Origin of the sequence: Glutamicibacter sp. (assembly GCF_050701915.1) — a bacterium.
GTDB lineage: Bacteria > Actinomycetota > Actinomycetes > Actinomycetales > Micrococcaceae > Glutamicibacter.
The window spans coordinates 70,215-95,676 of the sequence record NZ_JBOGEG010000005.1; the positions used below are offsets into that span (position 1 = coordinate 70,215).

Here is a 25,462-nt window from a genome sequence, read left to right on the forward strand (position 1 = left end):
CTAGTTGGCAGTTACCGTCGTTGATTCTTGCTGGTCCGCGGTGGCCTCCTCGGGCATGGTTAATGCCTGTAGGCGCGTGTCGCAGCGCAGCTCCCTCATCAGCGACATCCCCAGCAGCGTGACAATCACCGTGAACGGCACCGCCGAGAGGATGGCTGCCTGTTGCAGTGCTTCGAGCCCGCCCACCAGCAACAACACAATCGCGCAGACGCCGGTGAGAAGTCCCCAGACCACCAGGACCGGCCTCTTGGGGTACATATTTCCGCCGGAAGTCAGTGTGCCCAACACATAGGTATTGGAATCCGCGCCAGTGATAAAGAACAGCACCACGAGGATTACCGTGAACGCCGAGGTCACTTCGGGTATCGGCAGTTCGGCCAGCATAGCGAAGAAGGTGCTATTGGTGTCTTCCAACGTCGCCTGGCCGATCCCGGAGGTGCCGGTCATCTCCTGGTGGATCGAGGTGCCGCCGAAAACGCTGAACCAGATGCTGAAGACCAGCGACGGGACGCCCATCACCGCAAGAACGAATTCACGAATGGTCCGGCCCTTGGAAATCCGCGCCAGGAAGATGCCGACGAAGGCGCCCCAGCTCAACCACCAGGCCATCATGAAGTACGTCCACCATTGCATCCACTGCAAGTCTTCGGCTCCAGAAGGAGTCAGCAGCGCCACGGCCGGGAATTCGCCCAGGAACTGCCCCATGGACCGGAAATAGATGTTGGAAATAAATCCGGTGGGACCGGAAACCAGGACGAAGACCCCGATGGCGGCGGCACCGATCATTGTGCCCTGGCTGAGCCACTTGATGCCCTTGCCAACACCGGACAGCGCCGAGAGAGTGAACACGATGGTAACGCCGGCAATGATCACGATCTTGACGAACAGATCCGTGGGAATCCCGAACAGGCTGTTCAGCCCCTCGGCGATTTGCGAAGCTCCCAAGCCCAGCGAAGTGGTCGTGCCGAAGAGGGTAGCCAGCACGGTAAACACGTCAATGGTTTTCCCGAGCCATCCGTCCATGGATTTTCCAAGAACTGGCCGGAGCATTACCGAGACGAGTCCCGAATTGCCTCGGCGGTGCGTCGAGTAGGCAATGGCCAGGCCGAACACGCCGAACAAGGCCCAGGCGTTCGGACCCCAGTCGAAGTACGAGAACTGCAAGGCCAGTACTGCCGCATCCATGCTTTCCGGCTCGGCCCGGCCGTGCGGAGGGACCATGAAGTGGCTCATGGGTTCGGCCGCGCCATAGCTGATCAACCCGATGCCCATCACGGCACCGAGAATCATCGCGATCCAGGCCCAGGTGGAGAATTCAGGACGGTCCGCGTCCTTGCCCAGCCTGATGCCCCCGTAGCGCGAAAAGGCCAGGAACAGCATCAGCACGATGCAGCCGAGGGTCACCAACAGGTAGCTCCAGCCAATGTACTGTGCCGACCAGGTGGATGCCCCGGACATCAGTTCATTGAGCCGGTCCGGTGCAATGGCCGCCCAGAGCACGAACACCACGACCAGCGCCAGCGAAACGAAAAGGACACTGCCCGGACGCTGGAGTTGCTTGTAGACCTGTTTCGATTCGTTCTTGTCCGCGGCCCGGCGCAATTTGCCTCCGGTGAGCGTGGGCCCCCCGCGTGGCCCTTTGCCCTGCATTTCGTTGGTTTCGGTTTTCATGGCTCTCACACTTCGTTGTATTGGAGGAATCTGCCGGCGCCGGGCTATAGCGCGGTCAGTTCGGCGCCGTCGTAGAATCGACCGGCCTTGTAGACCATCGGCTCAAGCTGGGCGACTTCGGAATGCTTGACCTTGGCGATGAACACGGTATGGGTCTTGGCTTGGAAGCGCTCTTTGATTTCTGCTTCGATGGAAGCTGCCGAGCCGTCGATCAGCGGGCTGCCGTTCGGCCCCCGGTGCCATTCGAGCTCGGCGAACTTGTCATCGCCCTTGGAGGCGAAGGTGCCCACGGTGTCGCGCTGCCCGTTGCTCATGATATTGATACCCAGGTGGGTGGACTTGAACAGCGATGCATAGGTGCTGGTGGTCTTCTGCACGCAGACCAGCACCAGAGGCGGCTCGAGCGAAACTGACACGTACGAATTTGCGGCCAGCCCGCGAGGCTTGCCCTGTTCGTCCATGGTCGTCACAACCGTCACGCCGGTAATGAACTGGCGGTTGAATCCCTTGAGCGCATCGAGGTTCGGCACGCCGCTCAAATCGTCCACGACCACCCCCTCGTCCGTGGATTCGAAAGCGGACTTGAGCGATGGGACTCCCAAGTCTTCGAGCAGCTCGCTCTGATCCCAAGTCACCTGCTCGGAGATGATTTTCCCATCCTGGATTTGCATCAGGTTGGAACCGCGGGTTTCCACGGTGTTGCCCGTAGCCGGCACACCCTGCAGATCGCTGGTGAACGTTCCGGTGGTGTGCCAGAAAATCGCTATGGACTGCTCCTGCTCATCCACGAGCAGATGGTCGATTTTTGTCACCAGATCAGGGAAGGCCTCCCGCACGGACAAAATCTCCTGCTTCAGCTCTCGGATGGTGGTGACGTTCTTGGATTTGTTGCTGATTCGCCGGAAGTCCGCGTGGAAGATCTCGTCCAGGGCATCGACATGGCCACGATCCCATGCCGCTTCCCAAGCGTTGACGAGTGATTCTTTGACAGGCTGGAGTGAATTTACAATTTGTTGCATGCAAGAAATGCTAGCAAAGGTTGTGATGGAGTCAACACATTTCAAGAAAATCTCTTGAATATAGCGAATTCCGGCCGATTGCATGGATTTCTGTTGCATACAAGAGAATCTATGGATAGGGTTCTTGTATGCAAGAGAGTTCAAGCGTGGAATCAAAAGCCAGAAGCAACCCGGAGACGCCGTTGCTGGGCAGGCTCCGTCAAATGATCGTCACCGGAGTCGTTCAACCCGGAGACCTATTGGCAGAAACTGCCCTGGCGCAAGACTTCGAGGTCAGCCGTACTCCAATTCGAGAAGCATTGAAGCAGCTGGAGCGCGAGGGCCTAGTTGAGGTGCGTTCGCGGGTTGGAACCTTTGTCAGGAAGCCCACCCAGCGCGAGATTCACGAGATGTTTTCCCTGAAGGAAGCCTTTGAGGGATTAGCCGCTGGCCTGCTGGCCAGACGTGGCGCCGTACCTGAATTGGAGCAGCTCAAGGAAAACGTCGCGCGCAGCCAACGGGCCGTCGAGCGCGGGGACGCGGAACTCTACTCGCAACTGGTCCATGAATTCCACAGCACGTTGGTTGCCGGGGCCGACAACAGGAAGCTCACCGAGCACTATGACCTGTTGATGAACCAGCTGGCCTACCATCGCATCGTTTCGCAGACCCTGAGCTTGCCCGGGCGCTTGCAGAATTCGAAGGACGAGCACCAGGCAATCATCGAAGCCATCAGTTCCAAAGATCCGTTGGCCGCAGAACTCGTGATGCGCAGGCATGTTGCCGCATCAAGCCAGTCGGCTGCCCTGGCCGCAATGAAAGAAGAAGACGAAGATCAACCGGGTTAGCCCCAACATAGCCATGCAAAGGAATACCAGATGAATTCTCCACTGGCCCAGCCGCCTCAGCTCATTGATTTGAGCACTAGATCAACGCTCGAAGACTACCAGGACTTGGCCCAGGCCATTGGTTTGCGCAAAATCTCATGCACGGTGGAAGAAGTTCCCCACCACGAATTAGGCAGCATTATCCGCGCGACCGCCACCGCGGTCATCCCCAATCCTTGGCTCGGCACCGGAACGTCGCAAGATTTATCCGAGCGGACCGAGGCCATCGCCCCTTTGCTGGCCAAGCTGCTGTCGGATCGCCTGCTCAATGCCCTGGGCGGAGCCGAACGAGTTGAAGCTTTCGGCAAGGCCGCATTGGTTGGCAGCGATGGGGAATTGGAGCATGCCGGAGCGCTGATCCACACACCGTTCTTCGGCAACCTGCTGCGCGAAGCCCTCGGTGGCACCTCGATCATCTGCTTTGTCGACGGCCGCGGCGTTCCCGGTGAATCGCTGCGAGTGCCGATGTGGCATAAGACCGCAGCTGCCACCCGAACCCACTACCAGACCCTGGAGCTTTCCTTGCCAGATGCCCCGCATGCTGGCGAGATCGCGGTCATTGCTGCGGCTTCCAGCGGCCCCCGGCCACATGCACGCATCGGCGATCGAACCACCGACCGAACGGTCACTTCCGAAATACTGAAGGGAATACAACTATGAACTACCGCAAGCTGGTAACCATCGTCGAGGAAATTGCCACAGAGGGCGGACGACCGGTGGATCCGGTAGCCCGCGTGGTCATTGTCGCCGCCGTATTCGACAACCCGTGGGCAGGGCAAGGATTCGTCGAGGACTTGAACCCTGGAATCGACTCAGTCGCCTCGGACCTCGGAGCGTTGCTGGCGCCGCGGGTCATCGAAGCGCTGGGCGCTCCGCTTCAGGCCTACGGCAAGGCTGCAATCGTCGGCCTTGACGGTGAAATCGAGCACGGGTCGGCCCTGATCCACACACTGAAATTCGGCAACCACTTCCGCGACGCAGCCAAGGCCACCACCTTGCTGCCGGCCGTGGAAAAGCGCGGACAGGCTGGCGTGCAGTTCGACATCCCGCTCAAGCATTTCACCGATGCCACGATCCGTTCGCACCACCAGAGCGTCGAGGCCAGGATCGCCGATGCTCCGCATGCTGGCGAAATCCTGATCGCCCTGGCCGGCGCAACCCGTGGCCGTCCGCAGGAACGCCTGGCCCCGTTGTCCACCGAACAGTAGCAGAGCGCATTAGCCGGAACGGAGCGAAGCACGCATGACAAGCACCAAGCAGCCATTGGTTGTCCTCCTGCATGGAGTCGGACTGGACCGGACCATGTGGAAGCCGCTGCGCGAGCAGCTGGCGCACGAATCAGTTGCCCTGGATCTGCCTGGGCACGGGTTGCGCCCTCCTTTGCGCAGCGAGCAGAATCTGGCGAGCTTGGCCGCCGACGTGCTCGAACGCATGGAAACCCGCGAGCCGGTGCATCTTGTGGGATTCTCGCTCGGAGCCTTGGTTGCCCAGTACCTTGCACGCTTCGCTCCCGGGCGCGTGCTGACCTTGTCCGCGGTGAACTCCGTATGCCGGCGTACCGCCGAAGAGTCGGCCGCAGTTGAAGAGCGCCTGGCTACCGCCGGCACTAATTTCTCCCAGGGAGTCGACCGAGCCATCGAACGCTGGTTCCCGTCCTCGGCTACCACGGTGGACGCCCAGCTCATCGAGGCTACGCGCCAAACCATGGCTGGCAACGATCTCGAATCCTATCTGCACGCCTACGCGGTTTTCGCCCGCGGTGACCGGGAGATTGCCGGCGAACTCGATGCGATCAAGCAGCCGACGCTGGCCATCACCGGCGAGCTGGATCCCGGATCGACCCCGCAGATGTCCCGCCGGCTGGTTGCTGCCGTGCCTCATGGGCGGCTGCGCATCATCCCCGGAGCACGGCACATGCTTCCGGTCGAGAATCCGCTGGCCTTGGCCACGGAATTAAACAGTTTTTTCAGCGATAACGAAGGGAAACAGGCATGAGCGAGCGTTACATGCATTTCATCAACGGCGAGCACGTCGCTCCCAGCGAAGACCGTTTCTTCACCAGCACCAACCCGGCGACCCTCGACGAGCTTTACGAGGCCGCCCGTGGCAATGCCGAAGATGTGGATCGCGCCGTCAAGGCCGCCCACAAGGCATTTTCCGCACCCTCGTGGAGCACCCTGAGCGCTACCGCCCGCGGGCACCTGCTGCGCCGCCTGGGCGATCTGATCGGCGAGAACGCCGAGAAGCTGGCCCGCTACGAATCCCTGGACAACGGCAAGCTGCTGCGCGAAATGCGCGGCCAGCTGGCCACCCTGCCCGAGTACCTCTATTACTATGCGGGACTGGCTGACAAGGTGCAGGGCGCCCAGATCCCAAGCATGAACCCGGCGATCTTGAACTATACCCAGCGCGAGGCACTGGGCGTGGTCGGAGCCATTACCCCCTGGAACTCGCCGCTGACGCTGACCACCTCGAAGATCGCCCCGGCGCTGGCTGCTGGCAATACCGTGGTAATCAAGCCCAGCGAGTACACCTCGCGGACCGTGCTGCTGCTGGCAGAGCTGGCCGACCAGGCTGGATTCCCTCCGGGCGTCATCAACGTGGTCACCGGCTTTGGAGCCGAGGCCGGCGCCGCGCTGGTCAGCCACCCGCTGCTGGCCAAGATCTCCTTCACCGGTTCCACTGCCACCGGCTCGAAGATCGCCGCCGAGGCCGCCAGCCGCTTCATCGGCTGCACCCTGGAACTGGGCGGCAAGAGCCCGAACATCGTCTTCGATGATGCCAACGTCGCCAACGCGGCCATGGGCGTGGTGGCCGGAATCTACGCCGCGGCCGGCCAGACCTGCATTGCCGGCAGCCGAGTCTTCGCCCACAAGTCGGTCTACGACGAGCTGCTGGAACGGGTCACCGAACGCGCCAAGTCCATCGTCATCGGAGACCCGCTCTCGGATGCCACCGAGCTGGGCCCGCTGGCCTTTGCCGACCAGTTGGAAAAGGTCGCTTCCTATGTGAAGATCGGCGCAGACGAGGGCGCCAAAGTGCTGGCCGGCGGCACCCGCCCCGAAGGCCTGGACCTGCCGGGCTACTACTTCTCCCCCACCGTGCTCACCGACGTCAACAACGACATGCGCGTGGTCCGCGAGGAGATCTTCGGCCCGGTGGCTGCGATCATGCCCTTCGAGCACGAAGACGAGCTGCTGTCCATGGCCAATGACACCGAGTACGGGCTGGCCGCCGGCGTGTGGACGCAGAACCTTGCCCGCGCCCACCGCATGGCCCGGAGGCTGGATGCCGGCACGATCTGGGTGAACACCTACCGGGCGATGTCCCCGATGTCCCCGCGCCAGGGCTTCAAGAACTCGGGCGTTGGCATCGAGCACGGCCTGGAATCCATGAACGAATACACCCGCCTCAAGAGCGTATGGATCAACACCGACGAGTCCCCCGTCGCAGATCCGTTTGTGATGCGTGGCTAAGGAAAGGGAACCCCATGCCACTGATCGATGTTTCCATTGCCAAGGGCCGCAGCCCCCGGCAGCTGCGCGCCCTGATCGACGCCTTGCACCGGGCCGCCGAAGAAACCGTTGATGCGGCCCCCGAGAACATCACAGTCATCGTGCGCGAAGTCGACCATGAACATTGGTCCCGGACCAACCAAACCATCGCCGAACGCAACCGCACCCAGGCAACTGCCTAAGGGCAGCAGAGCAACGAAAGAAGGACAGATATGCGCTTTTCACTGTTCATCCACATGGAACGCTATGACGACTCGATCAGCCACGCACAGCATTTCGAGAACCTCGTCGAACTGACTCAAATGGCCGAAGCCGGCGGCTTCTCCACCGTCTGGATCGGCGAACACCACTCGATGGAGTACACCGTCTCCCCGAACCCGATCCCGCAGCTTGCCTACCTTGCCGCACGGACCTCCACCATCCGGCTCGGAGCAGGCACCATCATCGCGCCATTCTGGAACCCGATCCGCGCAGCCGGCGAACTCGCGCTGCTCGACGTCATCAGCAATGGCCGTGCCGAATTAGGCGTGGCACGCGGTGCCTACCAATTCGAATTCGATCGCATGACCGACGGCATGAAGGCCACCGACGGCGGAGCCTCCATGCAGGAGCTCATCCCGGCAGTCAAGAAGCTTTGGGAGGGCGACTACGCCCACGACGGAGAAGTCTGGCAGTTCCCGACGTCCACCTCGGTGCCCAAGCCTGCGCAAAAGCAGATCCCTGTATGGGTTGCCGCCCGCAGCCCCGAGTCGCACGAGTATGCTGTGGCCAACGGGTGCCATGTCATGGTGACCCCGTTGATGAAGGGCGACGAAGAAGTCGAATCATTGGTCCAGAAGTACGAAGCCGCCATCGCCGCCCACCCGGAGGTGCAACAGCGCCCCGACATCATGGTGCTGCGCCACACCTATCTGCACTCCGCCAACGAGCCAGAGGCCTGGCGCCCGGCCGCCGAAGGCATCAACAAGTTCTACCGCACCTTCGATGCGGTCTTCGGCAATAAGGCGGAGCCGGTCAACGGATTCATCGATCCCAGCCCGGAGGAGAAGTTCTCCGAACGCGAGGAATTCACCCCTGAGTCCCTGCACCGCACCGCAATGATCGGCACTCCGGACGTGGTTGTCGAGCGCCTGCGCCGCTACGAAGAACTGGGTGTCAGCGAATACAGCTTCTGGAGCGACAACGCCCTGAGCCACGAGGAAAAGAAACGCTCGCTGCAGTTGTTCATTGACGAAGTTGTGCCGAATTTCGTGAAGTAGCCTGCGAAGAACCACCCCGAGGCCGCCGTGCATCCGATTTTTCGGTGCCGGCGGCCTTTGCCGTCAGGCTTCAGATTCCTGGTTGCGCGACGGGGCGATGATCGCGAACTCTGCGCCGGTGACGTCGCTGAGCACGGCCATGCGGCCAAAGTAGGAATCATGGGGTTCATGAATGATCGTGCCGCCGAGCTTCTCGGCGAGCGCCACCGTCTCATCGGCATCCTCCACCGCGAAGTAGGCGCGCCAGCCGGCCTTGGAGTCCGGATAGCTGGAGATGTCGAAGATTCCGGCCACCGCCTCGGATCCTTGGCCGTAGGTGTGGTAGCGGAATTCGTCCGTGTCCGAGACCGGTGACAGGCACCAGCCCAGGGCAACACGGTAGAAGCGGGCCACCGCTTCGAAGTGCTTGGTGTGCAGCTCGTTCCAGATGCGGGTGCCCGTTGCGCGGCTGGCGGTTGTGTCTGCTGACTGGAATGCCTGGAACAATCCAACGCCGGTGCCCGATGGATCCCCGATGAAGGCCATGGTTCCCTGGCCGGGAATTTCGATGGGCTTGAGGTAGACCTTGCCGCCGTGCATTTTGGTGGCGTAGGCGGCGGCGTGCACATCGGTCACATTCAGGTAGGTGGTCCAGGCATCCTGCACCTCGGAATCCGGGTCATTGGCAATGAAGTCGGTGACCATTTTCCCGTTGAGGTAGACCTCGGCATATCCCTCTTCCAGGCTTTCCGCGTCATGGCGGACTTCCCAACCGAAAAGCTGCGCGTAGAACTGGGTGGAGCCCTCCATGTCGCTGGTGAGCAAATCGACCCAGCAAGGCTCAGCTCGTGGATCCCTTGGTGCCGGCATCGCTTCCCCATTCCACAGTTATCCAGCTCGCTTGGGCTGAGTCTATGTCCTTTTTATTCAGATCAGCAACGGAAATTTTGCCACCGTCCGAGATATTACGAAACTCAATACCTCGCGCTGAACCGCAGTTCCAATATGGTTTAATGTGACACGGCACACAAAGCATTGCTGGGCGACCCGAGGAGTTCACCATGAGCGTTTCCACATCCAATCTCACTGTTTCCGTGGCGGCCATCCTCGCAGAAGGGGCGGCCCGCTACGGCGAGCTGAACGCCATCACCGTCGATGGCCGCAGCACCACCTATGAGCAGCTGTGGGAACAGGCCCGGGAATACGCCGGCGCGTTGCAAGCCCAAGGCATCGAGGCGGGCGACCGGGTGGCCCTGCTCATCCCCAATGTCACGGACTTCGCCCGCGCCTACTACGCGGTCCTGGCCCTGGGTGCCGTGGCGGTGCCGGTCCACGCGCTGCTCAAGGCGCGCGAGATCTCCTACATCCTGGAGGATTCCGAGGCCAAGCTGCTGATCTGCGCCGCGCCCCTGCTCGCAGAAGGAGCGGCAGGAGCCGCCGCTTCCGGGGTGCCGGTGCTCAGCGTGCTGGCTCCGGAGGAATCGGGCACCACCCGTCTGGAAGACCTGGCCTTGCAGGCCACGCCTATTGGCACCTACCTGCCGCGCCGCCCGGAAGACCTGGCCACGATCCTGTACACCTCGGGCACCACTGGCAAGCCCAAGGGTGCGTTGGGAACGCACCTGGCGTTGATCGAGCAGACCCACACCACGTTGCTGAACACCATGGAATTGCGCCGCGGCGACAAGCTTTTCGGAGGGCTGCCGCTCTTCCACACCTTCGGCCAGACCTGCGTGCTCAACACCGGGCTGCGGGTCGGAGCCGAGGTCATGCTGCTGCCCAAATTCACCGCCGAAGGTGCCCTGGAGCTGTTGCTGGAGGCAGGCATCGACGTCTTCTTCGGGGTGCCCACGATGTATGTGGCCCTGCTCGAAGCGGGCAAGCAGCGCGAGGGGATGCCACAGAAGCTGCGCTACGCCATTTCCGGAGGGGCCTCGCTTCCGGTATCCATCCTCACCGCCTTCGAGCAGCGCTTCGGCGCGCGGATCCACGAGGGCTATGGGCTGACCGAGACCTCGCCGGTGGCCTGCTTCAACCATGTGGGCGTCGACCCGCGGCCCGGGACCGTGGGCACCCCGGTCTGGGGCGTGGATGTGGAAATTGCCGATCCTGCTTACGCGGATGAGATCCGGCTGCTGCCGCGCGGTGAGCTGGGCGAGCTGGTGGTGCGCGGGCACAACTTGTTCTCCGGCTACCTGAACCGGCCCGAGGCCACGGCCGAAGCGGTGGTCGATGGCTGGTTCCGCACCGGGGACCTGGGCACCAAGGACGAGGATGGCTACCTGCGCATCCTGGACCGGACCAAGGACATGATCCTGCGCAATGGCTACAACGTGTACCCGCGCGAAATCGAAGAGGTGCTGGTTTCCCATCCGGAGATTTCCAATGCCGCCGTATACGGGGTGCCGCACGAAACCCACGGACAGGAGATCGCCGCCTCGGTGACCTTGGAGGCCGGTTCCACGCTGGGCGCGCAGGATTTGGTGGCGTGGGCCAGCGGGCAGATGGCCGCGTACAAGTATCCGCGGCTGATCGAGATCGTGCAGGAATTCCCGCTGGGTCCCAGCGGGAAAATCCTCAAGCGCGAACTGGTTGCGCAGTTCACTGCCGAACAGGCCTAGCGAAAACTATTCAGGCAGTCCACCGTAGTCCGGTGTGCGGCGTGACAAGAACGCGGATCTGCCTTCGGCCAGGTCCGCGTTCGCCCCGTTTTCTTCCCACATCGCTTCCCACCAGCCTTCGGTGGCTTCTCCTTGGCGCACCAAGTTGATTGCCTCATTGGTGCGCGCAATGGAATACGGCGAGTTCGCCGCCAGCTTGCCCAGCAATGCGGCCAGCTCTTCTTCCAGCTGTTCATGGGCCATCACCCGGGTGAACATGCCCCAGCGCTCTGCCTCGGCAATGGAAACCTCCGCGCCGGAAAACAGCAGGTACTTGGCCCGGTGCTCCCCCACGGTACGCACCAGCCGTTCGATGCCCGGGCGCGGGAAAACCAAACCGATTCTTGCTGGGGTGATCGCGATGCGCACGTTATCCGCGGCCAACTGGATATCGCAGGCCGAGGCCAGCTGCCAGGCCCCGCCAAAGCAATTGCCCTCTACCACCGCGATGGTGGTTTTCGGGCAACCCACGATGATCTTGTCGAGCAGGTCGAAATGGTTGATCAGCTCTCCGTCCGCGTCCCGGTCAAAGAGCACCTGCTCCATTTCGTCGATGGCAATTCCAGCGCAGAAGTTCCCTTCCGCGCCGCGAACCACAATGGAACTAACCTCGTCGTTGGTCGATAGGCCGGCAAAGGCGCCAACCAGCTGCAGGCACATGTCTTTGGTGAGCGCGTTGAATTGGCCCGGATTATCCAGCCGCACCACGGCAGTGGACCCGGCAATCTCTACGTTGACCCGTGCTTCATTGTCCTTGCCCATCAGGATCCTCCCCGATTCTCGTGCGTCATTGGCAATCTATCGCGAATCGGGGAGTTTGCGGAACCTCTGAATGAACGGCTTGCCTCCGACCAGTTGGCCACGTGTGCGAAACTGAGCTTGTGGATGCACAAATTATTTACACGATCATCGCCGGGCTGCTGCTAGTCGTATCGGCATTGGGCACCATCTTCCCGGTGCTGCCCGGCTCGTTGCTGACGATCGGCACGCTCTTGGGCTGGGGCTGGCTGCTGGGTTCCGGCGCTTCTTGGTGGGCAGCCGGTCTGGGCATGGCGATCGCCCTGCTGGGCTGGTCCGCTTCTGCGATCCTGACCGGCAAGAAGCTCAAGGAACATCAAATCCCCAAGGGTTCCATTCTCTTTGCGGTGGTGGGCGCCATCGCCGGTGCTTTCCTCATTCCGGTGATCGGCATGTTCGTCGGTTTCGCGGTGGGCCTCTTCGCCGGTGAAAGCGTGCGCCGGCGCGAAGTCTCCGGCGCGCTCGGCTCATCCTGGGGTGCGCTGAAGGCCATGGGCCTGGGCATTGTCGTGGAATTCGGCTGCGTGCTGCTGGCCTCCTCCATCTGGGTCATTGGCCTGATTACGCACTTCGTAATGCGCTAGATCCAGCCCATCTCACGGGCGTAGCGTGCTGCCTCGATGCGATTGGCAGTGCTGGTTTTGCCGATCGCATTGGACAGGTGGTTGCGCACAGTTCCCACCGACAGGTGCACCGCCGAGGCAATCTGCGAAACCGGCGAGCCGGACGCGGCCAGTGAAAGGATCTCGCGTTCACGCCCGGTCAGCGGGTTGCTGCGGCTCTCCACGCTGAGCATGGCACGCTGCGGATCCACTACCTTGTCCCCGCAATAGACCCTGCGGATGGCGGCAATCAGCTCGGCTGGCGGAGAATCCTTGACCAGGAAGCCGTGCGCTCCGGCTTCGAAGGCCTGGCGGAAATATCCGGGACGGTCAAAGGTGGTCAGGATCAGTACCTTCACCCCGGCGTGGCTGGCCTTGAGTTCTGCCGCGGTGCGCAGCCCGTCTTGCCGCGGCATCTGCACATCCAGCAATGCGATGTCGGCCGGGTGCGTGTCCAGGGCGGCGGCGACTTCGTCTCCGTCGGCGCATTGCGCAACGACCCGGATGTCTTCTTCGAGGTTCAGCAAGGCTGCCAGCGCACCCCGGACCAGGTGCTGGTCATCGGCGATGAGTATACGGATCACGCTGCATTCCCCTCTGCCGCGAAGGCTACCTGCACGCTGGTTCCGCCCAGCCGCGATGCTCCCACTGTACAGCTGGCACCGAACTGCTTGGCGCGTTCCTGCATTCCCCGGATGCCGTGGCCTGGCGTGCTGGCCTGCAGGCCATCGCCGTCGTCGTCGACGCTGACTTTTCCGGGTTCCAGATGCAGCACGATGGTGCTGGCGTGCGCGTGGCGCAGCACATTGGTGACCGCTTCGCGCAGAATCCAAGCCACATGCGAACGCAGCTGCATCGGGACTTGCTCGGCGGTTCCTGCCACCGTGAATTCGAGGTTGTTGTCGTTGCAAGCCTGCTGCAGCTCGGCCAGTTCCGCGGCCAGGTCCTGGCGGCTGAGCCCCTGCACGGTAGTGCGCACGGAGTCCAGTGCGTCCACGGCCAGGGCGCTGAGCTGTTCAAGTTCCCCGCGGGCCTGGGCGTACTTCTCCTGGTCCATCAGGCGCAGGGCCAGCTGCGCCTTCAAATTCAAAGCGGTCAGCGAATGCCCGATGCCATCATGCACGTCTCTGGCCATGCGTTCCTGTTCGGCGACCAGCAGGTAGTCGCTGCGGATCTTTTCTGCTGTGGCCGAGCGCCGAATGGCGGCCACGGTAATCGCATACACCACCATCAGCACGAGGTTCAGGCCGATCAGGAAGATCGCATCCATGAATTGCCCGAAGATGATGGGCAGCGCGAAGCTGAGCACCAGCACCGTGGCATAGGCGCCGATGGTCCACCTGCGGCTGAGCAGGAAGATTGCGAAGGAAGTGATGAAGGGGAAGAGCCCCATGGTGGTCAACCCGATGACCGGGATGCCCAGGGCCACGATCGTGCAGAGGACCAGAAAGTTCACGTGCGCCCGGCGGTCGCTGGTTCCGCCCTGCCCGATATTCCAGGAGAACATCGCATAGGACTGCAGGTAAATGGCGGCAAACAGGGCAATGAGCGCCAGGCCGATGATCCGGGTGGGCAGCGCATAGTCTTCGAGGATCAGGTCCAGCACCGGGAAGACCAGGAAAATCACCCAGACGCCAGCGATCAGCCAGCCTCGGCGATCCCAGAATTTCTGGTCCTCATCGATCTCGCAGAGCGGATCGTCCGCTGGCGCGGCGCCGGGCAGGTTGCGGCTCACTGGCGCGCCTTGGCCTTCCTGGTGGCGAGTACCGCGAAGAGAACGAAGATGAGTGCCCATGCCACTAGGTTAGCGGTTGGGAGCCATAACGCGTCCGGGGCCATTTCGACTCCGGCAGGCATGTCCTTGAGCAATGGGTAGCGGGCCAGGGCTACGTAGCCGTACATCGGGGTGAAGCGGGCCGCGTCGAGCATGCTTCCCTCCAGCGGCATGAAGACGTTGCCGAAGAAGGCGAAGAACACCATCAGTCCCGAGGCCAGGCCCAGGGCCGATTCGGATTTGAACACCATGCCCACCCCGATGCCGTAGCAGGCGAAGACCATTGCCCCGAGCAGGATGATCAGGTAGCTCACGCCCCAGATCCAGCCTTCTTGCACTTGAGCTCCGGTCGCCGCACCCAGGGCGAAGACTACTGCTGCCGAGGCACCGGCTACGGTGGCCGCGACGATCATCTTGCTGCTGACGAACATGGCCGGCGGCATTTTGGTCAAGGCAATTTGCCTGCCCCATCCCTGCATGGTTTCGGTGGCCACGGTCCCGGCGATTGCCACGGTGCTGACCGCCGCCCCGTAGGCTGCCATGGAGATCATCAGATAGAACTTCACGTTGCCGGCGCCCAACTCGAACTCGGTGTAGCTGGGGATGTTGCCGAACAGGATGTACATGGCGGCGGGCAGCAACAGGGCGAAGATCAGGTTGTAGCCGTCGCGGAAGTGCCGTGCGAATTCCACGCGGATGTAGCTGCTCATCATGATGCGTCCTTGGTCAGCTGGATGAAGGCCTCTTCCAAGCTCGGTGAGGAAATTTCCAGGTCGTAGCCCTGGTACTCGGCGAGCAAGGCGGCCGCGAAGCGGTCGGAATCAGCGCTGTGGAAAGCGAAGCGCAATCCGTTGCGATCGGCTACCTGCACCGAATTATCAAAAGCCCCGGCTCGTTCGGCATGCTCCGCCGAGGGGAAGGAAGCGCTGACGGTGCGTCCGGAGATTAGCTTGCGCAGCTCTTCGGTGGCTCCGTCGGCGACAATGCGGCCTTGGCTCATCAGCACCGTGCGTTCTGCGAAGTTCTGGGCTTCTTCCAGATAGTGCGTGGCGAAAATAACGGTGCGTCCTTCGGTGGCTTCATCGCGCATCGTGGCCCAGAAATCCCTGCGGGCCATCACGTCCATTCCGGCAGTTGGCTCATCGAGGATCAGTACATCCGGGTCGGGCAGCAGAGCCAAAGCGAACTTGATGCGCTGCTGCTCGCCGCCAGAACATTTGCCCACGCGCCGCTTGGCGATCTTATCCAGCCCCGTGCGCTCCATGACCGGGCCAATGCGATCTGCTTGCTCATGCATGTGGGCGATGACGGACATCGTCTCCTTGACGGTCATATCGCGCAGCAACCCGCCGGTTTGCAAGACGGCAGAGACCCGCCCAGCGGAGATCGCCTGGCGCGGATCCAAGCCGAGGATTTCCACCGAACCTTCGGTGGGTTGGGTCAGCCCCAGGATCATGTCCACTGTGGTCGTCTTGCCGGCGCCATTGGGTCCCAGGAAGGCCACGATCTGCCCGGTCTGGATCTTCAGGTCGATGCCCTTGACTGCTTGAACCTTGTTGCGCGGCGTTGAGAAGGTCTTCTTCAAGCCGCGAAGCGAAACCGCATCGGTTTTTATCAGCGTTTCCATGGCTCATACTCTTCCCTCTTTGCCCGGTGCGCAGAAGAGCGGAAAGTCATGTAATGCCCATGACCGTTGTCATGGTCGGAAACAAGTTGCCCAGTGCAACCTTGCCGCGAGTTGCGTCAGAAACTGCTGTGAGCTTGGCAACTGAGCCTTTCGCGATGCTCGATCGGCCAGTCGGTCCGTTGCAGCAAAAATCCATGGTCCTTCCGGGTCAACGAACAAATTGCAGATTTCCTTCCTTGTGGTCGGGGTATCCCCCACCAGAGTCTACGGATAGCACTCTGGGAAACTCACAGCGTATTCCCGTAGGATTTTCCGTGTGCTAGATCATTCTTCGTTTCTTTCCCTTGTGACCGATTATGCGGCTCCAACCATGGGCGCCGCGTTCCTGCCCGACTGGTTGAACCCAGCCGTCTTCCTGAACAACCCTGCGCTCGGCCCATGGGTCATGTTGCTGGTTTGCGCCATTGTCTTCGCTGAGACCGGCTTGCTGGTGGGCTTCTTCCTGCCAGGCGACTCGATGCTCTTCACCGTTGGCATGCTCATCGCCACCGGCACCATCCATATTCCGTTGTGGCTCTTCGCCGCCGCGATCTTTGTCTGCGCCTTCGCAGGTGACCAGACCGGTTACATCATTGGCAAGAAATCCGGTCCTGCCATCTTCAAGAAGCCCGATTCCCGTTTCTTCTCGCAGAAGAACGTTGAACGGGCCCACGAGTTCTTCGAGAAGTTCGGCGGCCGCGCGGTGATCCTGGCACGCTTCGTTCCAGTGGTCCGCACCTTTGTCCCGGTGATCGCTGGCGTCGCAAAGATGGATCATAAGACCTTCATCATCTTCAACCTGATCGGTGCTGCCCTCTGGGGTATCGGCGTCACGTTGCTGGGTTTCTGGCTGGGCCAGTTCACCTGGATCGAAGAGAACATCGACCTGATCTTCGTCCTGATCGTCCTCATCTCGGTGATCCCCATCGGTGTCGAGCTGCTTCGGGCGCGCAAGCCCAAGAGCAAGACCCTGGAAGACTAATTTTCAAGCACTTCGGCGGCGGAATTGACCGCCGCCCCACTGTACGCCGCGGCGCATCAACCAATGTTCACAAGGTTGGATTGTGCCGCGGCGTACTCCTTTGCAGACAAGATCCACGTCATCCTCCAGGGCCTGATTCGCCTCGCGCGTGATCGGTCGGATGGCATTGGCCAGCACTTCGCAGTCGCAGTATCCACCCAACAGGCGGACCTTCCTCTCCAGCGCGGTGGCTCGCGGGGCATTGTGGTCCCGGTAGAACGCCAGCAGGCGCAGGCTCCCGTCGCATTCCTCGGTCTTGGTGCACCGGTAGAGGTAGCAGGGTAGGCATTCGTGGTCTGCCGGTTGCGGCATCGTTTCCATGGTGGACTCCTCGTCATTTCGTGGTTCTTCGGTCTCAGCGGGTGCCTGCCCGCCTACCCGCTTGCTTCGATCTTCGACCGTTTGACGGCTGTGCTCCCGGCCGCAGAGGCGGAGTGTGGACAACGTCCCCGCCAGCACCGGGGGCAACATGTGCGATGATTCAACTGACCACGTTGGCCAAGATCACGCCGGGAAGGGCCGCGCCATGGACGCCGAGACGCTCACCACCATTTCGCAACAGCTTGCCGCACTGGCCGAAGGCCTGCGGGATGGCAACCTTGCTGGGACCCCACAAGCGGCAACATCAGCGGACCTGCCAGTGCGGTTGATCCATACCCGCGCGGATCTGCTGCAATCCTTCGATTCCATGATCGACCGTGCCGTGCACTCCATCGATGCATTCGACCGCGGTGAACGGCCCGAGCAGTCCCAGCCGCAATCCGCGGCGCAACCGGCCGCGCTGCAGCGAGGGGTGCGTTTCCGCGTCGTCTATGATCCTCTGGTATTCAGCCGTGATGACCTCACCCGCGGCATGCTCGATTCCGTCCGGCAGGGCGAGCTGGCCCGTGTCTCCACCAACATTTCCGCCCGGCTGCTCATCAGGGACCGCGAGGAATTCATCATCCAGCCGGCGGAGCCGGCAGCGGGGCAGCCACTGGCGATGCAGTTCGAATCCAGCGAACTGGCCGATTTCATCAATGGCGTATTCTCGACCATCTGGGACACCGCATTGCAGGTGGGCAACCGGCAGTTCGAGTCCGGGCGGCTGCTGGACGACGACGAGATCCAGATCCTGCGGCTGCTGGCCGCCGGGCAGAAAGACGAAGCGGTGGCCCGGGTCCTGGGGGTGAGCGTGCGAACGGTGCAGCGCAAGGTCCAATCCCTGCAACGCAGCTTCGGCGCTGCCAGCCGGTTCCAGCTCGGTGCCATCAGCGCGCGGCACCTGCTGGTGGACCAGACGGGGCAGCCCTGACCGGTACAACCCGACGTGTCGGTTTTACGACAGCGTTCTGGCACTTCCCAGGCGGCGACTCATGGCAGGCTGGGAATAGGGCACCCATGCCCGAACATGCCGCCTAATTTCCGTGCCCAAGGAGCGCCCCCACCGATGAATGCAGAGATCCCCCAGTCCATGCCGGCGCCCGCTTCCGGAGACAAGGCCATTCCGAAGCTGGCCGCCAGCCAGCCCTTCGTCGATTTCATGGCCGCCGGATGGAGCGCCCCGGATTTGCCTGCTCCTGTGGATCCGGATGCGGCACGTGCTGCGGCCGAGCACCGGCGCAGGCTCTCCGAGTCCGCCCACGGCCGGGGCATCATGGTGTTCGCCGGGCAGGCACCCATCCGTTCCAACGACTGCTATTACGAGTTCCGGGCACATTCCGACTTCGTTTACCTGGTCAATGCGCAGATCGAGGCGGCCGTGCTGGTCGGCCATCCAACTAGCGACGGTCACGATTTCGAGCTGTTCCTGCCGGTGCCTTTCACTCCGGGCACCGCGCAGTTCTTCTCGAATGCCGCCCACGGCGAATTGTGGGTGGGTCCCAGCCATCAACCCGCCGATTGGCAGCGCGCCCTGGGCATCCCGGTCCGCGGAATCCAGGATCTCGAGGCCTCGTTACGTTCCGGAACGTTCGATGCCGCCGGGTCAGCTGGTGCCGAGGACCTGGCCCGGCTGAATGCTGTGGATTCCCCCGTGCTGCGGCGCACGCTCGCACAACTGCGGATGGTCAAGGATGCGTGGGAAATCCAAGAACTGCGCGCGTCGGTGGACCATACCGTTGACGGGTTCCGGCAGGTGCTGGCCGCGATTCCCGAAGCCATGGCCGCTGGCGGCGAGCGCTGGCTGCAGGGCACCTTCGACCGCGCGGCCCGCACCTACGGCAACGGCCCCGGCTATGCAACGATCATCGGCGCCGGCATCCACGCGCCGACCCTGCACTGGACCCGCTGCGACGGACCGGTGCGCGAAGACCAGCTGTTGCTGCTGGACATGGGCGTTGAGGAACGCTCCTGCTACACCGCCGATGTCACCCGCACCTTCCCGGTGGCCGGCTCCTTCTCCGAGCCCCAGCGCCTCGTGCACGATCTGGTGGAGAAGTCGCACCGTGCAGGCCTTGCCACACTGGCCCCGGGCAACTCCTTCAGCGACTTCCACTTCGCATGCATGGAGGTCATCGCCCAGGGCCTGCATGACTGGGATCTGCTGCCGGTCTCCGTGGATGAGGCGCTGTCCGCCACGGGACAGCAGCATCGCCGCTGGCTGGTCTGCGGCGTGGGCCACCATCTGGGCCTGGATGTGCACGACTGCTCGCACTCCCACTACGAGGACTACCAGGGCGCTGCTTTGGAAGAGAACATGGTGCTCACTGTGGAGCCGGGCCTCTACTTCCACGCCCATGACCAGCTGGTCCCGCCTGAGCTGCGCGGCCTGGGGGTTCGCATCGAGGACGACCTGCTGATCACCGCGAACGGCTACGAGAACCTTTCCGCCGAGCTGCCGCTGGATGCCACCGGCCTGCAGAACTGGATGATCCAGGCAATGAACGGAGCCAGCGCATGAGCACATACACCTTAGCCAATGCGTTGGTCTTCGACGGCCGGGAATTCCTCGAGAACCCAACCAATATCACCGTCGCCGACGGCATGATCACCGCCGTCGGAGCCCAGAGCGAGGGTACGGTCGTCGACGCGGCCGGGCGCTGCGTGATGCCCGGACTGATCGACGCGCATTTCCACGCCTATGCGGTGGCGCTGCAGGGGCTGGACAACGAGCTGGGTCCGCTGTCCTATTCGGCGCTGGCAGGTTCGCACCGGCTGGCCGACGCGCTGCGCCGCGGCTTCACCACCGTGCGCGATGTGGCCGGCGGAGACCTGGGCCTGGCCCGGGCCATCGAGGAGAAGCTCTTCGCCTCCCCGCGCTACTACTTCACCGGGCCGGCCTTCAGCCAGACAGGCGGCCACGGCGACCCGCGGGAAGCGCACCTTGACTCCTGCTTCACCCACGGGCACCTGTGCCGGATCGTCGACGGGCCCGACGCCCTGCGCGTGGCGGTGCGCGATGCCTTCCGCACCGGGGCGCACGCCATCAAAATCATGACCAGCGGCGGGGTTATCTCGCTGACCGACCCGCTGGAAATTCCGCAGTACTCCCCCGAGGAAATCAGCACCATCACCTCCGAGGCGGCCCGCCGCGGCTCCTATGTCTGTGCGCATGCCTACTCGGTGCCTGCCATCCGCCACTCGGTTCAAAACGGCGTGCGCAGCATCGAACATGGCAACCTGCTCGATGCAGACACCGCCAAGCTCATGGCAGAACACGATGCCTTCTTGGTCCCCACCTTGGCGGCCTATGCGGCCATGGACTCGCGCGGCGAGCAGCTGGGTCTGGCCGAAGTTTCGCAGCAGAAGAACCGGATCGTGCTCGAACGCGGGCAGCAAGCTGTGCGCCATGCGCTGGATGCTGGGGTCAAGGTGGGCTTCGGCAGCGATTTGATGGGTGAACTGGGCGACGAGCAGCTGCACGGCCTGGCCCTGCAGTCCGCCGCTTCCTCGGTGGCAGACACCCTGCGTTCGGCCACCTCGGTCAATGCGCAGCTGATCGGCAACGATTCGATCGGCCAACTGGCCGCCGGAATGACTGCCGACCTGCTGGTGCTCGACGGGGATCCGCGCGAGAACCTTGACTATCTGGTCTCAGAAAACCAAAACCGCACCGTGCTCCAGTCGGGAACCGCGAGCGTCGATGAGCTGAACCTGCTGGAAGGGGTGAAATGAACCCAACCTTGATCGCCAGCTGCACGGTAGCGGGCAGGCACTTGAGCGACTACTCGCTGCAGGTCCCGTTGGACTGGGAGCACCCCGAGGGCGAACACATCACCGTGTTCTACCGCGAGGTGGTCGCTGCCCACCGCCAGCATGAAGAACTGCCGCTGATGATCTACCTGCAGGGCGGCCCCGGCGGGGCAGGTCCGCGCCCCATCGGAGATTCCGGGTGGCTGCCGGTAGCTCTCGAACGCTACCGGGTGATCCTCATGGACCAGCGCGGTACCGGGGCTTCGACGCCTGTGACTACGCAGGTCATCGAGTCCTTCACCGACGGCGAGGCGGGCGCCGCCTACCTGGAGAACTTCCGTGCCGATTCGATCATCCGCGATGCAGAGGCCATCCGAGTCCACGGCTACGACTCCAAGCCATGGGTCACCCTGGGACAGAGTTACGGCGGGTTCCTCACGCTGAGCTACCTCAGCTTCTTCCCTGAGGCATTGGCCGGCTGCCTTGTCACCGGAGGGCTACCCAGCTTGAAACCCTGCGCCGCCGCAGTGTACGCGCGCACCATCCACCGGGTGTGGGCAAAGAACGAGAAGTTCTACCGGCTCTACCCGGGCGACCGCGAACGAGTTCAAAACCTAGTCCGCACCTTGTCCGCGAGCGAATATTTCCTGCCTGATGGCGATCGCTTCACCGTGCGCCGGCTGCAGTCCCTGGGGATCGACTTCGGCATGGGCCCGGGCTTCGAGCGACTGCACTGGCTGCTGGAACTCTCCGGGGACGGCACGAACATCAGCAACGCACTGCTGCAGGAAGTCCAGAACCGCACGAACTTTGCTTCCAACCCGCTGTTCGCGGTGTTGCAGGAAGACATCTACGGTGACGGGGCCAACGGGGCTGCGCGCTTCGCCGCCGAGGCAGAACTGCAGCTGCATCCGGAGTTCTCCACCGAGGCGCAGCCGCTGCTGTTCACCGGGGAGATGATGTTCCGCTGGACTTTCAATGAGACCAAGTTGCTGCGGCCTTTCCTGCCTGCGGTCAAGGAGCTGGCGGTGCGCCGCACCCACCGGAAGATCTACGACCGCGAACAGCTGGCCGCCAACCAGGTGCCTGTCGCAGCTGCCGTCTACCACGACGACATGTACGTGGATGCCGGCCTGTCCCTGGATACAGCGTCAAAGGTGGGCAATCTGCATGCATGGGTGACCAATGAGCATGAGCACGATGGGATCAACGATCCGTCGGTGCTGCGCCGTCTGCTGAAGAATCTGGATGCACTCGGTGGTCAGCTGCGGCGCTGAGTATTCAGTAGCAGCAAATGTGAAGAGGGAGGCTCGACCAAACGGTCTGGCCTCCCTCTTTTGCATTAATCATTCGTTGTGTTCCGATGATTGGAAATGTCCTGTCTGTTTCTTCCACTTAGCCAGCGGGTCAAAGTCTGCATCCCACGGCATCGGCAAGTAAGACACGCAATCTTCATGCCCAGCTCCCGGCCAGAGGGCTCCGAATGATCGTTTGCAGGGGAAGACGTCCTGCGTATTCGGGTTTTTCAGTACCCTGAATCTAGGCGGCCGAATTCTCGGTGAGTAATCTAGCAACGCGCTTTCGAGCAGTTCATCTGCGTCTCGTGAAACGTACAGCCATGCACCTTCGCACCCGTATCTCGAGTGGCTATCTTCTAGCGCACCAGGCACATCTGCTGTGTTTGATGCAGTGAAGCAAAAAGCATATCCGCAGCAGCCGCCTCGAACGATGCTAATGCGGACTGCTCCGCCTAAGGCCTCAATTTGATCTACAGCGGTCTTGGTTACTCTAAAAGCCGGCAAAGCCACGGCGTTTTCAGGCATCGGGCCACGTCTTACTGTCAAGAGTTCAAGGGCTGATGGTTGTTCAAGGTAGTTGCCAGGAATAGTGCGGTTCGAACTGAGCGTATAGAGTTCTAGGCCCCCGCTCAACAAATTGTGCGAGGGCCTAGAACATCATTCAGTCCCCTAGCGGGTCGTTGCCTTCAGACTCACCACCGAGTAGACGTCGTTGGTGCTCAGCGAAAGGTAGTTGTAGCCAGCTGGCGGGTTCGGAACGGTGATCGACTCGTTGTTTCCGGACTCGGTCGAGCGGTAGTTGTGGTTGTTCGGTCCGGCCCAGTTCCAAGGGCTGTAGAACAGGTCTGCGTTGCCGGTGCCGCCGCTGGTGTTGATCTGCAGCTCCTTGGTGCCGTCGGGAACGTAGATGTAGAAGTAGTTCAGGTTGTCTTTGGTGCCCGAGAGGTTCTTCGCAGTGCAGCCGGAGGTCAGCGCCTGACCGGTGGTTTCCGTGCAGGTTTCAGGATCGGTCGGATCCACTGGGTCCACCGGGTCGGTTGGCACGCTCGGCTTGCATTCGCCGTTGGCGCAGCCGTCCAGGAAGGTGGAGAACTCGGCGTCAAGGCTCGTGCCGATGGTGTTCTTCAGGTAGTTACGGGACTTCTGCCACTTGCCATGGCGGTAGAAGTCGAGGATTTTCTGCGTTTCCTGCGGGTGCTTGTTCAGCATGAAGTTCACCGCAAGGTAGCCCCAGCGGTAGATGCGATTGGTGTCGCTGTTTTCGTAGGTGTTCTCGAAGATCTCGCTGAGCTTGTAGGTCTTCTGTGCAGCCAGCTGGTTCGCCGCGGTGTAGTCCTCTCCACGGTGGCCGTAGTTCACGTACTCGGCGAAGCCTTCAACCCACCAGATGGTCGGAACCGTCAATCCTGCGCCGAAGTCCCCATACATGTTGAAGCGGCCGTCGAGGTAGTGGGTGTACTCGTGGTTCAGGTTCCAGATATGGAAATCTGGCAGCAGCCATTCTGCCTCATAGGCGATGAATGCAGGCTTGTTTCCGGCCTTGCTCGGGTCGCCTTCCAGGTACATGCCGCCGTTGTTCGTATCGATGCCGAAGATGGCGCCGGCATAGGTCTGGTAGTCGCTGCTGGATGAGAAGACGTTCACGTCGATGCTAGTGTTCACGTCGTCCGCCACCGGTGTCTTGGTGCCGGCGGCCTTGTAGAAGTATTCGTCCTGTTCTTTGAGCGAGGTGCAGGATTCATTGAATTCTTCGCCGTTCACCGACTGGGTGTTGAATTTGATGCTGGTGCTGCATTCGCGGTTCTGGCTGAGCACGGCGGCGCGCAGCTTGCCCGAGAGGTCGCAGGTCCCGTAGTCCGAGCAGTTGCCCTCGTCGTAGTAGTTGACCATGTCAGCCAGGCCAACCCAGAGCTTCGCGGTGTCCCCGGTCATTTGTGTGAGCGAAAGCAGATCAATGACCTTTGGCTTGACCGTCTGCTTCAACTGTTCGTCGCCCAGGAAGCGGGCGAGTTCGCGGCCAGCGTTGGCGACTAGGAAGTCGCTGTTGGTGCCCATCAAATCGAGGTGCTCGACCGCAAAGTCATGCAGGGTGGAAAGAATCTGCGGGTTGGCCGCCACCGCTTCGGAGAAGCCGTCGAACTGGTGTCCGCGGAAGAGCACGGTGAACACGTTGTTGGTGGCGTTGCGGAAGTTCCAGCTGGCCTCGCGCTCGGCATTGAAGCCTTCGAGCAGGTCTACCAGCACGCCGAGGAAGCGGGGATTGTTCTCCGAAGAGTCGATCAGCGTCACCGCTTCGCCGAGAACCTGGGCGCTGTCTTCATTCAGCGTCAAGGACTTCGGATTGGCAAAGAATGCCTGCAGCGCATCGCCCACCAGGGCCCTGAGCTCCGGTCCGTAGCTGCCCACAGTGTCCGACTGGTAGAACTGCACGAAGTAGCCGGCACGCAGGTAGAGCACCAGCTGTAGGGTGGAGGCCGAGTTGCTGCCGTCGAACTTCGCTGCGTCATCCTTGAACGCCTGGGCAACGGTGAGCATGTCCGCCTGGTTGAACAGGTCCTTGGCGGTGGTGCCGGTGGCGTTGAACAGCGAGTTCACGCAGTTGAAATCCGCATCCTTGACGGCTTGGACTAGGCCCGAACCGCTCTGGTTGGCAATGGCTCCGGCGTCGCATTCGCCGGCCGCACCGGTGGAGCTTTCGGGTCCCTGTGTGTGCTTCTTATGCCCCTTCTCCTTCTTGTCCTTCTTTTCGAGCTTCTGGATTTCCTTCTGGTTCTTTTCAACCAGCTTCATGTCCACCAGCGGACGTGGGGCCTCGTTCTTGCCGAGCACCGGGTTCAGTTCCGGCGAGTACTCGCCCTGGATGAAGCTTGGTGCTGGCTGCGACTGCTGCTTTTCTGCCGCTTGACCGGTGGATGGCTTTTCGGCCATGGCCGGGACGACACCGCTGGTCATCGACAGCCCCAGAGCTGCGATTGACACCGCTGCGGCGATGCGACGTACGGGTGCAGATAATGACAAACCCTGCATTGAGTTCCTCTTTCATGATGATTCACTTCCGTGAATGCGACATGCATCACGGCCCCATGAGGTTGAACACTAAGTCACGATTATTTGCCTCTGCAACGGTTTTTGAGCGATTGTCGCGACTGCGACAGGCGCGTCGGGTTTACGCCGTGAGATTTTAGGAAGAAACCCACCGGTAACAGTGCAATGGCACTAAT

General features: G+C 61.8%; 24 protein-coding genes. 14 read left to right on the forward strand and 10 right to left on the reverse strand.

The window, feature by feature from the left end; genetic code table 11:
- Positions 1 to 1,671, reverse strand: coding sequence for a BCCT family transporter (locus ACRDT3_RS05735; RefSeq protein ID WP_431492071.1), 1,671 nt, complete (start codon positions 1,669 to 1,671; stop codon positions 1 to 3).
- A 44-nt stretch (positions 1,672 to 1,715) separates the two neighbouring features.
- Complete coding sequence (locus ACRDT3_RS05740) at positions 1,716 to 2,690, reverse strand: flavin reductase (RefSeq protein ID WP_431492072.1); 975 nt, start codon at positions 2,688 to 2,690, stop codon at positions 1,716 to 1,718.
- A gap of 128 nt (positions 2,691 to 2,818) precedes the next feature.
- On the opposite strand from ACRDT3_RS05740, the gene ACRDT3_RS05745 reads away from it, so the two are divergent.
- The 7 genes from ACRDT3_RS05745 to ACRDT3_RS05775 are packed head-to-tail and all read left to right on the forward strand — an operon-like array spanning position 2,819 to position 8,330.
- The gene (locus ACRDT3_RS05745; RefSeq protein WP_431492073.1) at positions 2,819 to 3,517 is read left to right on the forward strand and encodes a GntR family transcriptional regulator; all 699 of its coding nucleotides are present in this window, start codon (positions 2,819 to 2,821) and stop codon (positions 3,515 to 3,517) included.
- Between the two features lie 30 nt (positions 3,518 to 3,547).
- Entirely contained in the window at positions 3,548 to 4,216 is a 669-nt protein-coding gene (locus ACRDT3_RS05750) for an amino acid synthesis family protein (RefSeq protein WP_431492074.1), read from the forward strand.
- A complete protein-coding gene (locus tag ACRDT3_RS05755) occupies positions 4,213 to 4,764 on the forward strand; it encodes an amino acid synthesis family protein (protein ID WP_431492075.1) in 552 nt (183 codons plus the stop codon). Before ACRDT3_RS05750 ends, ACRDT3_RS05755 begins: the two co-directional genes overlap by 4 nt.
- 34 nt (positions 4,765 to 4,798) lie before the next feature.
- Positions 4,799 to 5,551 carry an alpha/beta fold hydrolase gene (locus ACRDT3_RS05760; RefSeq protein ID WP_431492076.1) on the forward strand — a complete coding sequence of 251 codons (753 nt, stop codon included), beginning with the start codon at positions 4,799 to 4,801 and terminating at the stop codon, positions 5,549 to 5,551.
- Positions 5,548 to 7,032, forward strand: coding sequence for an aldehyde dehydrogenase (locus ACRDT3_RS05765; RefSeq protein ID WP_431492077.1), 1,485 nt, complete (start codon positions 5,548 to 5,550; stop codon positions 7,030 to 7,032). Before ACRDT3_RS05760 ends, ACRDT3_RS05765 begins: the two co-directional genes overlap by 4 nt.
- Positions 7,033 to 7,046: 14 nt before the next feature.
- The gene (locus tag ACRDT3_RS05770) at positions 7,047 to 7,253 is read left to right on the forward strand and encodes a tautomerase family protein (RefSeq protein ID WP_286134045.1); all 207 of its coding nucleotides are present in this window, start codon (positions 7,047 to 7,049) and stop codon (positions 7,251 to 7,253) included.
- A gap of 30 nt (positions 7,254 to 7,283) precedes the next feature.
- Positions 7,284 to 8,330 carry an LLM class flavin-dependent oxidoreductase gene (locus ACRDT3_RS05775; RefSeq protein WP_359185260.1) on the forward strand — a complete coding sequence of 349 codons (1,047 nt, stop codon included), beginning with the start codon at positions 7,284 to 7,286 and terminating at the stop codon, positions 8,328 to 8,330.
- Between the two features lie 63 nt (positions 8,331 to 8,393).
- Here the strand turns inward: ACRDT3_RS05775 and ACRDT3_RS05780 are convergent, their stop codons facing one another.
- A complete protein-coding gene (locus tag ACRDT3_RS05780; RefSeq protein ID WP_431492078.1) occupies positions 8,394 to 9,179 on the reverse strand; it encodes a VOC family protein in 786 nt (261 codons plus the stop codon).
- 191 nt (positions 9,180 to 9,370) lie between these two features.
- On the opposite strand from ACRDT3_RS05780, the gene ACRDT3_RS05785 reads away from it, so the two are divergent.
- Complete coding sequence (locus ACRDT3_RS05785) at positions 9,371 to 10,930, forward strand: long-chain-fatty-acid--CoA ligase (RefSeq protein ID WP_431492079.1); 1,560 nt, start codon at positions 9,371 to 9,373, stop codon at positions 10,928 to 10,930.
- Between the two features lie 6 nt (positions 10,931 to 10,936).
- Here the strand turns inward: ACRDT3_RS05785 and ACRDT3_RS05790 are convergent, their stop codons facing one another.
- Positions 10,937 to 11,731: an enoyl-CoA hydratase/isomerase family protein gene (locus tag ACRDT3_RS05790; RefSeq protein WP_431492080.1), complete on the reverse strand. Its 795-nt coding sequence runs from the start codon at positions 11,729 to 11,731 to the stop codon at positions 10,937 to 10,939.
- A 119-nt stretch (positions 11,732 to 11,850) separates the two neighbouring features.
- Here ACRDT3_RS05790 and ACRDT3_RS05795 point away from each other — a divergent pair, with 119 nt between their 5' ends.
- The gene (locus tag ACRDT3_RS05795) at positions 11,851 to 12,351 is read left to right on the forward strand and encodes a DUF456 domain-containing protein (protein ID WP_431492081.1); all 501 of its coding nucleotides are present in this window, start codon (positions 11,851 to 11,853) and stop codon (positions 12,349 to 12,351) included.
- Here ACRDT3_RS05795 and ACRDT3_RS05800 read toward each other — a convergent pair.
- Genes ACRDT3_RS05800 through ACRDT3_RS05815 form a run of 4 tightly spaced genes read right to left on the reverse strand, consistent with a single transcriptional unit; the run spans position 12,348 to position 15,770 of the window.
- Positions 12,348 to 12,953, reverse strand: a complete 606-nt coding sequence (locus ACRDT3_RS05800; RefSeq protein WP_431492082.1) for a response regulator — start codon at positions 12,951 to 12,953, stop codon at positions 12,348 to 12,350. The genes ACRDT3_RS05795 and ACRDT3_RS05800 overlap by 4 nt on opposite strands.
- Entirely contained in the window at positions 12,950 to 14,104 is a 1,155-nt protein-coding gene (locus tag ACRDT3_RS05805) for a sensor histidine kinase (protein WP_431492083.1), read from the reverse strand. Before ACRDT3_RS05805 ends, ACRDT3_RS05800 begins: the two co-directional genes overlap by 4 nt.
- Positions 14,101 to 14,856: an ABC transporter permease gene (locus ACRDT3_RS05810; RefSeq protein ID WP_431492084.1), complete on the reverse strand. Its 756-nt coding sequence runs from the start codon at positions 14,854 to 14,856 to the stop codon at positions 14,101 to 14,103. The genes ACRDT3_RS05805 and ACRDT3_RS05810 overlap by 4 nt, the downstream gene beginning before the upstream one ends.
- Entirely contained in the window at positions 14,853 to 15,770 is a 918-nt protein-coding gene (locus ACRDT3_RS05815; RefSeq protein ID WP_431492085.1) for an ABC transporter ATP-binding protein, read from the reverse strand. The genes ACRDT3_RS05810 and ACRDT3_RS05815 overlap by 4 nt, the downstream gene beginning before the upstream one ends.
- Positions 15,771 to 16,116: 346 nt before the next feature.
- Here ACRDT3_RS05815 and ACRDT3_RS05820 point away from each other — a divergent pair, with 346 nt between their 5' ends.
- Entirely contained in the window at positions 16,117 to 16,791 is a 675-nt protein-coding gene (locus ACRDT3_RS05820) for a DedA family protein (protein WP_431492122.1), read from the forward strand.
- Between the two features lie 3 nt (positions 16,792 to 16,794).
- Here ACRDT3_RS05820 and ACRDT3_RS05825 read toward each other — a convergent pair whose 3' ends face one another.
- Positions 16,795 to 17,151, reverse strand: a complete 357-nt coding sequence (locus ACRDT3_RS05825; RefSeq protein ID WP_431492086.1) for a DUF2695 domain-containing protein — start codon at positions 17,149 to 17,151, stop codon at positions 16,795 to 16,797.
- A gap of 115 nt (positions 17,152 to 17,266) precedes the next feature.
- Between ACRDT3_RS05825 and ACRDT3_RS05830 the strand changes: the two genes are divergently transcribed.
- From ACRDT3_RS05830 to ACRDT3_RS05845, 4 genes are all read left to right on the forward strand, one after another.
- A complete protein-coding gene (locus ACRDT3_RS05830) occupies positions 17,267 to 18,124 on the forward strand; it encodes a LuxR C-terminal-related transcriptional regulator (RefSeq protein WP_431492087.1) in 858 nt (285 codons plus the stop codon).
- Between the two features lie 135 nt (positions 18,125 to 18,259).
- Positions 18,260 to 19,711, forward strand: a complete 1,452-nt coding sequence (locus tag ACRDT3_RS05835; protein WP_431492088.1) for an aminopeptidase P N-terminal domain-containing protein — start codon at positions 18,260 to 18,262, stop codon at positions 19,709 to 19,711.
- On the forward strand, positions 19,708 to 20,925 hold the full coding sequence (locus ACRDT3_RS05840; protein WP_431492089.1) for an amidohydrolase family protein: 1,218 nt from the start codon (positions 19,708 to 19,710) through the stop codon (positions 20,923 to 20,925). Before ACRDT3_RS05835 ends, ACRDT3_RS05840 begins: the two co-directional genes overlap by 4 nt.
- The gene (locus ACRDT3_RS05845; protein ID WP_431492090.1) at positions 20,922 to 22,220 is read left to right on the forward strand and encodes an alpha/beta fold hydrolase; all 1,299 of its coding nucleotides are present in this window, start codon (positions 20,922 to 20,924) and stop codon (positions 22,218 to 22,220) included. The genes ACRDT3_RS05840 and ACRDT3_RS05845 overlap by 4 nt, the downstream gene beginning before the upstream one ends.
- A gap of 690 nt (positions 22,221 to 22,910) precedes the next feature.
- Here ACRDT3_RS05845 and ACRDT3_RS05850 read toward each other — a convergent pair.
- A complete protein-coding gene (locus tag ACRDT3_RS05850; RefSeq protein WP_431492091.1) occupies positions 22,911 to 25,268 on the reverse strand; it encodes a M9 family metallopeptidase in 2,358 nt (785 codons plus the stop codon).
- Positions 25,269 to 25,462: the final 194 nt, after the last annotated feature.

Bases quoted from the DNA above. Each gene is read 5' to 3' on its own strand.
- ACRDT3_RS05735 (WP_431492071.1), bottom strand. From the start codon at position 1,671: ATGAAAACCGAAACCAACGAAATGCAGGGCAAAGGGCCACGCGGGGGG.
- ACRDT3_RS05740 (WP_431492072.1), bottom strand. From the start codon at position 2,690: ATGCAACAAATTGTAAATTCACTCCAGCCTGTCAAAGAATCACTCGTC.
- ACRDT3_RS05745 (WP_431492073.1), top strand. From the start codon at position 2,819: ATGCAAGAGAGTTCAAGCGTGGAATCAAAAGCCAGAAGCAACCCGGAG.
- ACRDT3_RS05750 (WP_431492074.1), top strand. From the start codon at position 3,548: ATGAATTCTCCACTGGCCCAGCCGCCTCAGCTCATTGATTTGAGCACT.
- ACRDT3_RS05755 (WP_431492075.1), top strand. From the start codon at position 4,213: ATGAACTACCGCAAGCTGGTAACCATCGTCGAGGAAATTGCCACAGAG.
- ACRDT3_RS05760 (WP_431492076.1), top strand. From the start codon at position 4,799: ATGACAAGCACCAAGCAGCCATTGGTTGTCCTCCTGCATGGAGTCGGA.
- ACRDT3_RS05765 (WP_431492077.1), top strand. From the start codon at position 5,548: ATGAGCGAGCGTTACATGCATTTCATCAACGGCGAGCACGTCGCTCCC.
- ACRDT3_RS05770 (WP_286134045.1), top strand. From the start codon at position 7,047: ATGCCACTGATCGATGTTTCCATTGCCAAGGGCCGCAGCCCCCGGCAG.
- ACRDT3_RS05775 (WP_359185260.1), top strand. From the start codon at position 7,284: ATGCGCTTTTCACTGTTCATCCACATGGAACGCTATGACGACTCGATC.
- ACRDT3_RS05780 (WP_431492078.1), bottom strand. From the start codon at position 9,179: ATGCCGGCACCAAGGGATCCACGAGCTGAGCCTTGCTGGGTCGATTTG.
- ACRDT3_RS05785 (WP_431492079.1), top strand. From the start codon at position 9,371: ATGAGCGTTTCCACATCCAATCTCACTGTTTCCGTGGCGGCCATCCTC.
- ACRDT3_RS05790 (WP_431492080.1), bottom strand. From the start codon at position 11,731: ATGGGCAAGGACAATGAAGCACGGGTCAACGTAGAGATTGCCGGGTCC.
- ACRDT3_RS05810 (WP_431492084.1), bottom strand. From the start codon at position 14,856: ATGATGAGCAGCTACATCCGCGTGGAATTCGCACGGCACTTCCGCGAC.
- ACRDT3_RS05815 (WP_431492085.1), bottom strand. From the start codon at position 15,770: ATGGAAACGCTGATAAAAACCGATGCGGTTTCGCTTCGCGGCTTGAAG.
- ACRDT3_RS05825 (WP_431492086.1), bottom strand. From the start codon at position 17,151: ATGGAAACGATGCCGCAACCGGCAGACCACGAATGCCTACCCTGCTAC.
- ACRDT3_RS05835 (WP_431492088.1), top strand. From the start codon at position 18,260: ATGAATGCAGAGATCCCCCAGTCCATGCCGGCGCCCGCTTCCGGAGAC.
- ACRDT3_RS05840 (WP_431492089.1), top strand. From the start codon at position 19,708: ATGAGCACATACACCTTAGCCAATGCGTTGGTCTTCGACGGCCGGGAA.
- ACRDT3_RS05845 (WP_431492090.1), top strand. From the start codon at position 20,922: ATGAACCCAACCTTGATCGCCAGCTGCACGGTAGCGGGCAGGCACTTG.
- ACRDT3_RS05850 (WP_431492091.1), bottom strand. From the start codon at position 25,268: ATGCAGGGTTTGTCATTATCTGCACCCGTACGTCGCATCGCCGCAGCG.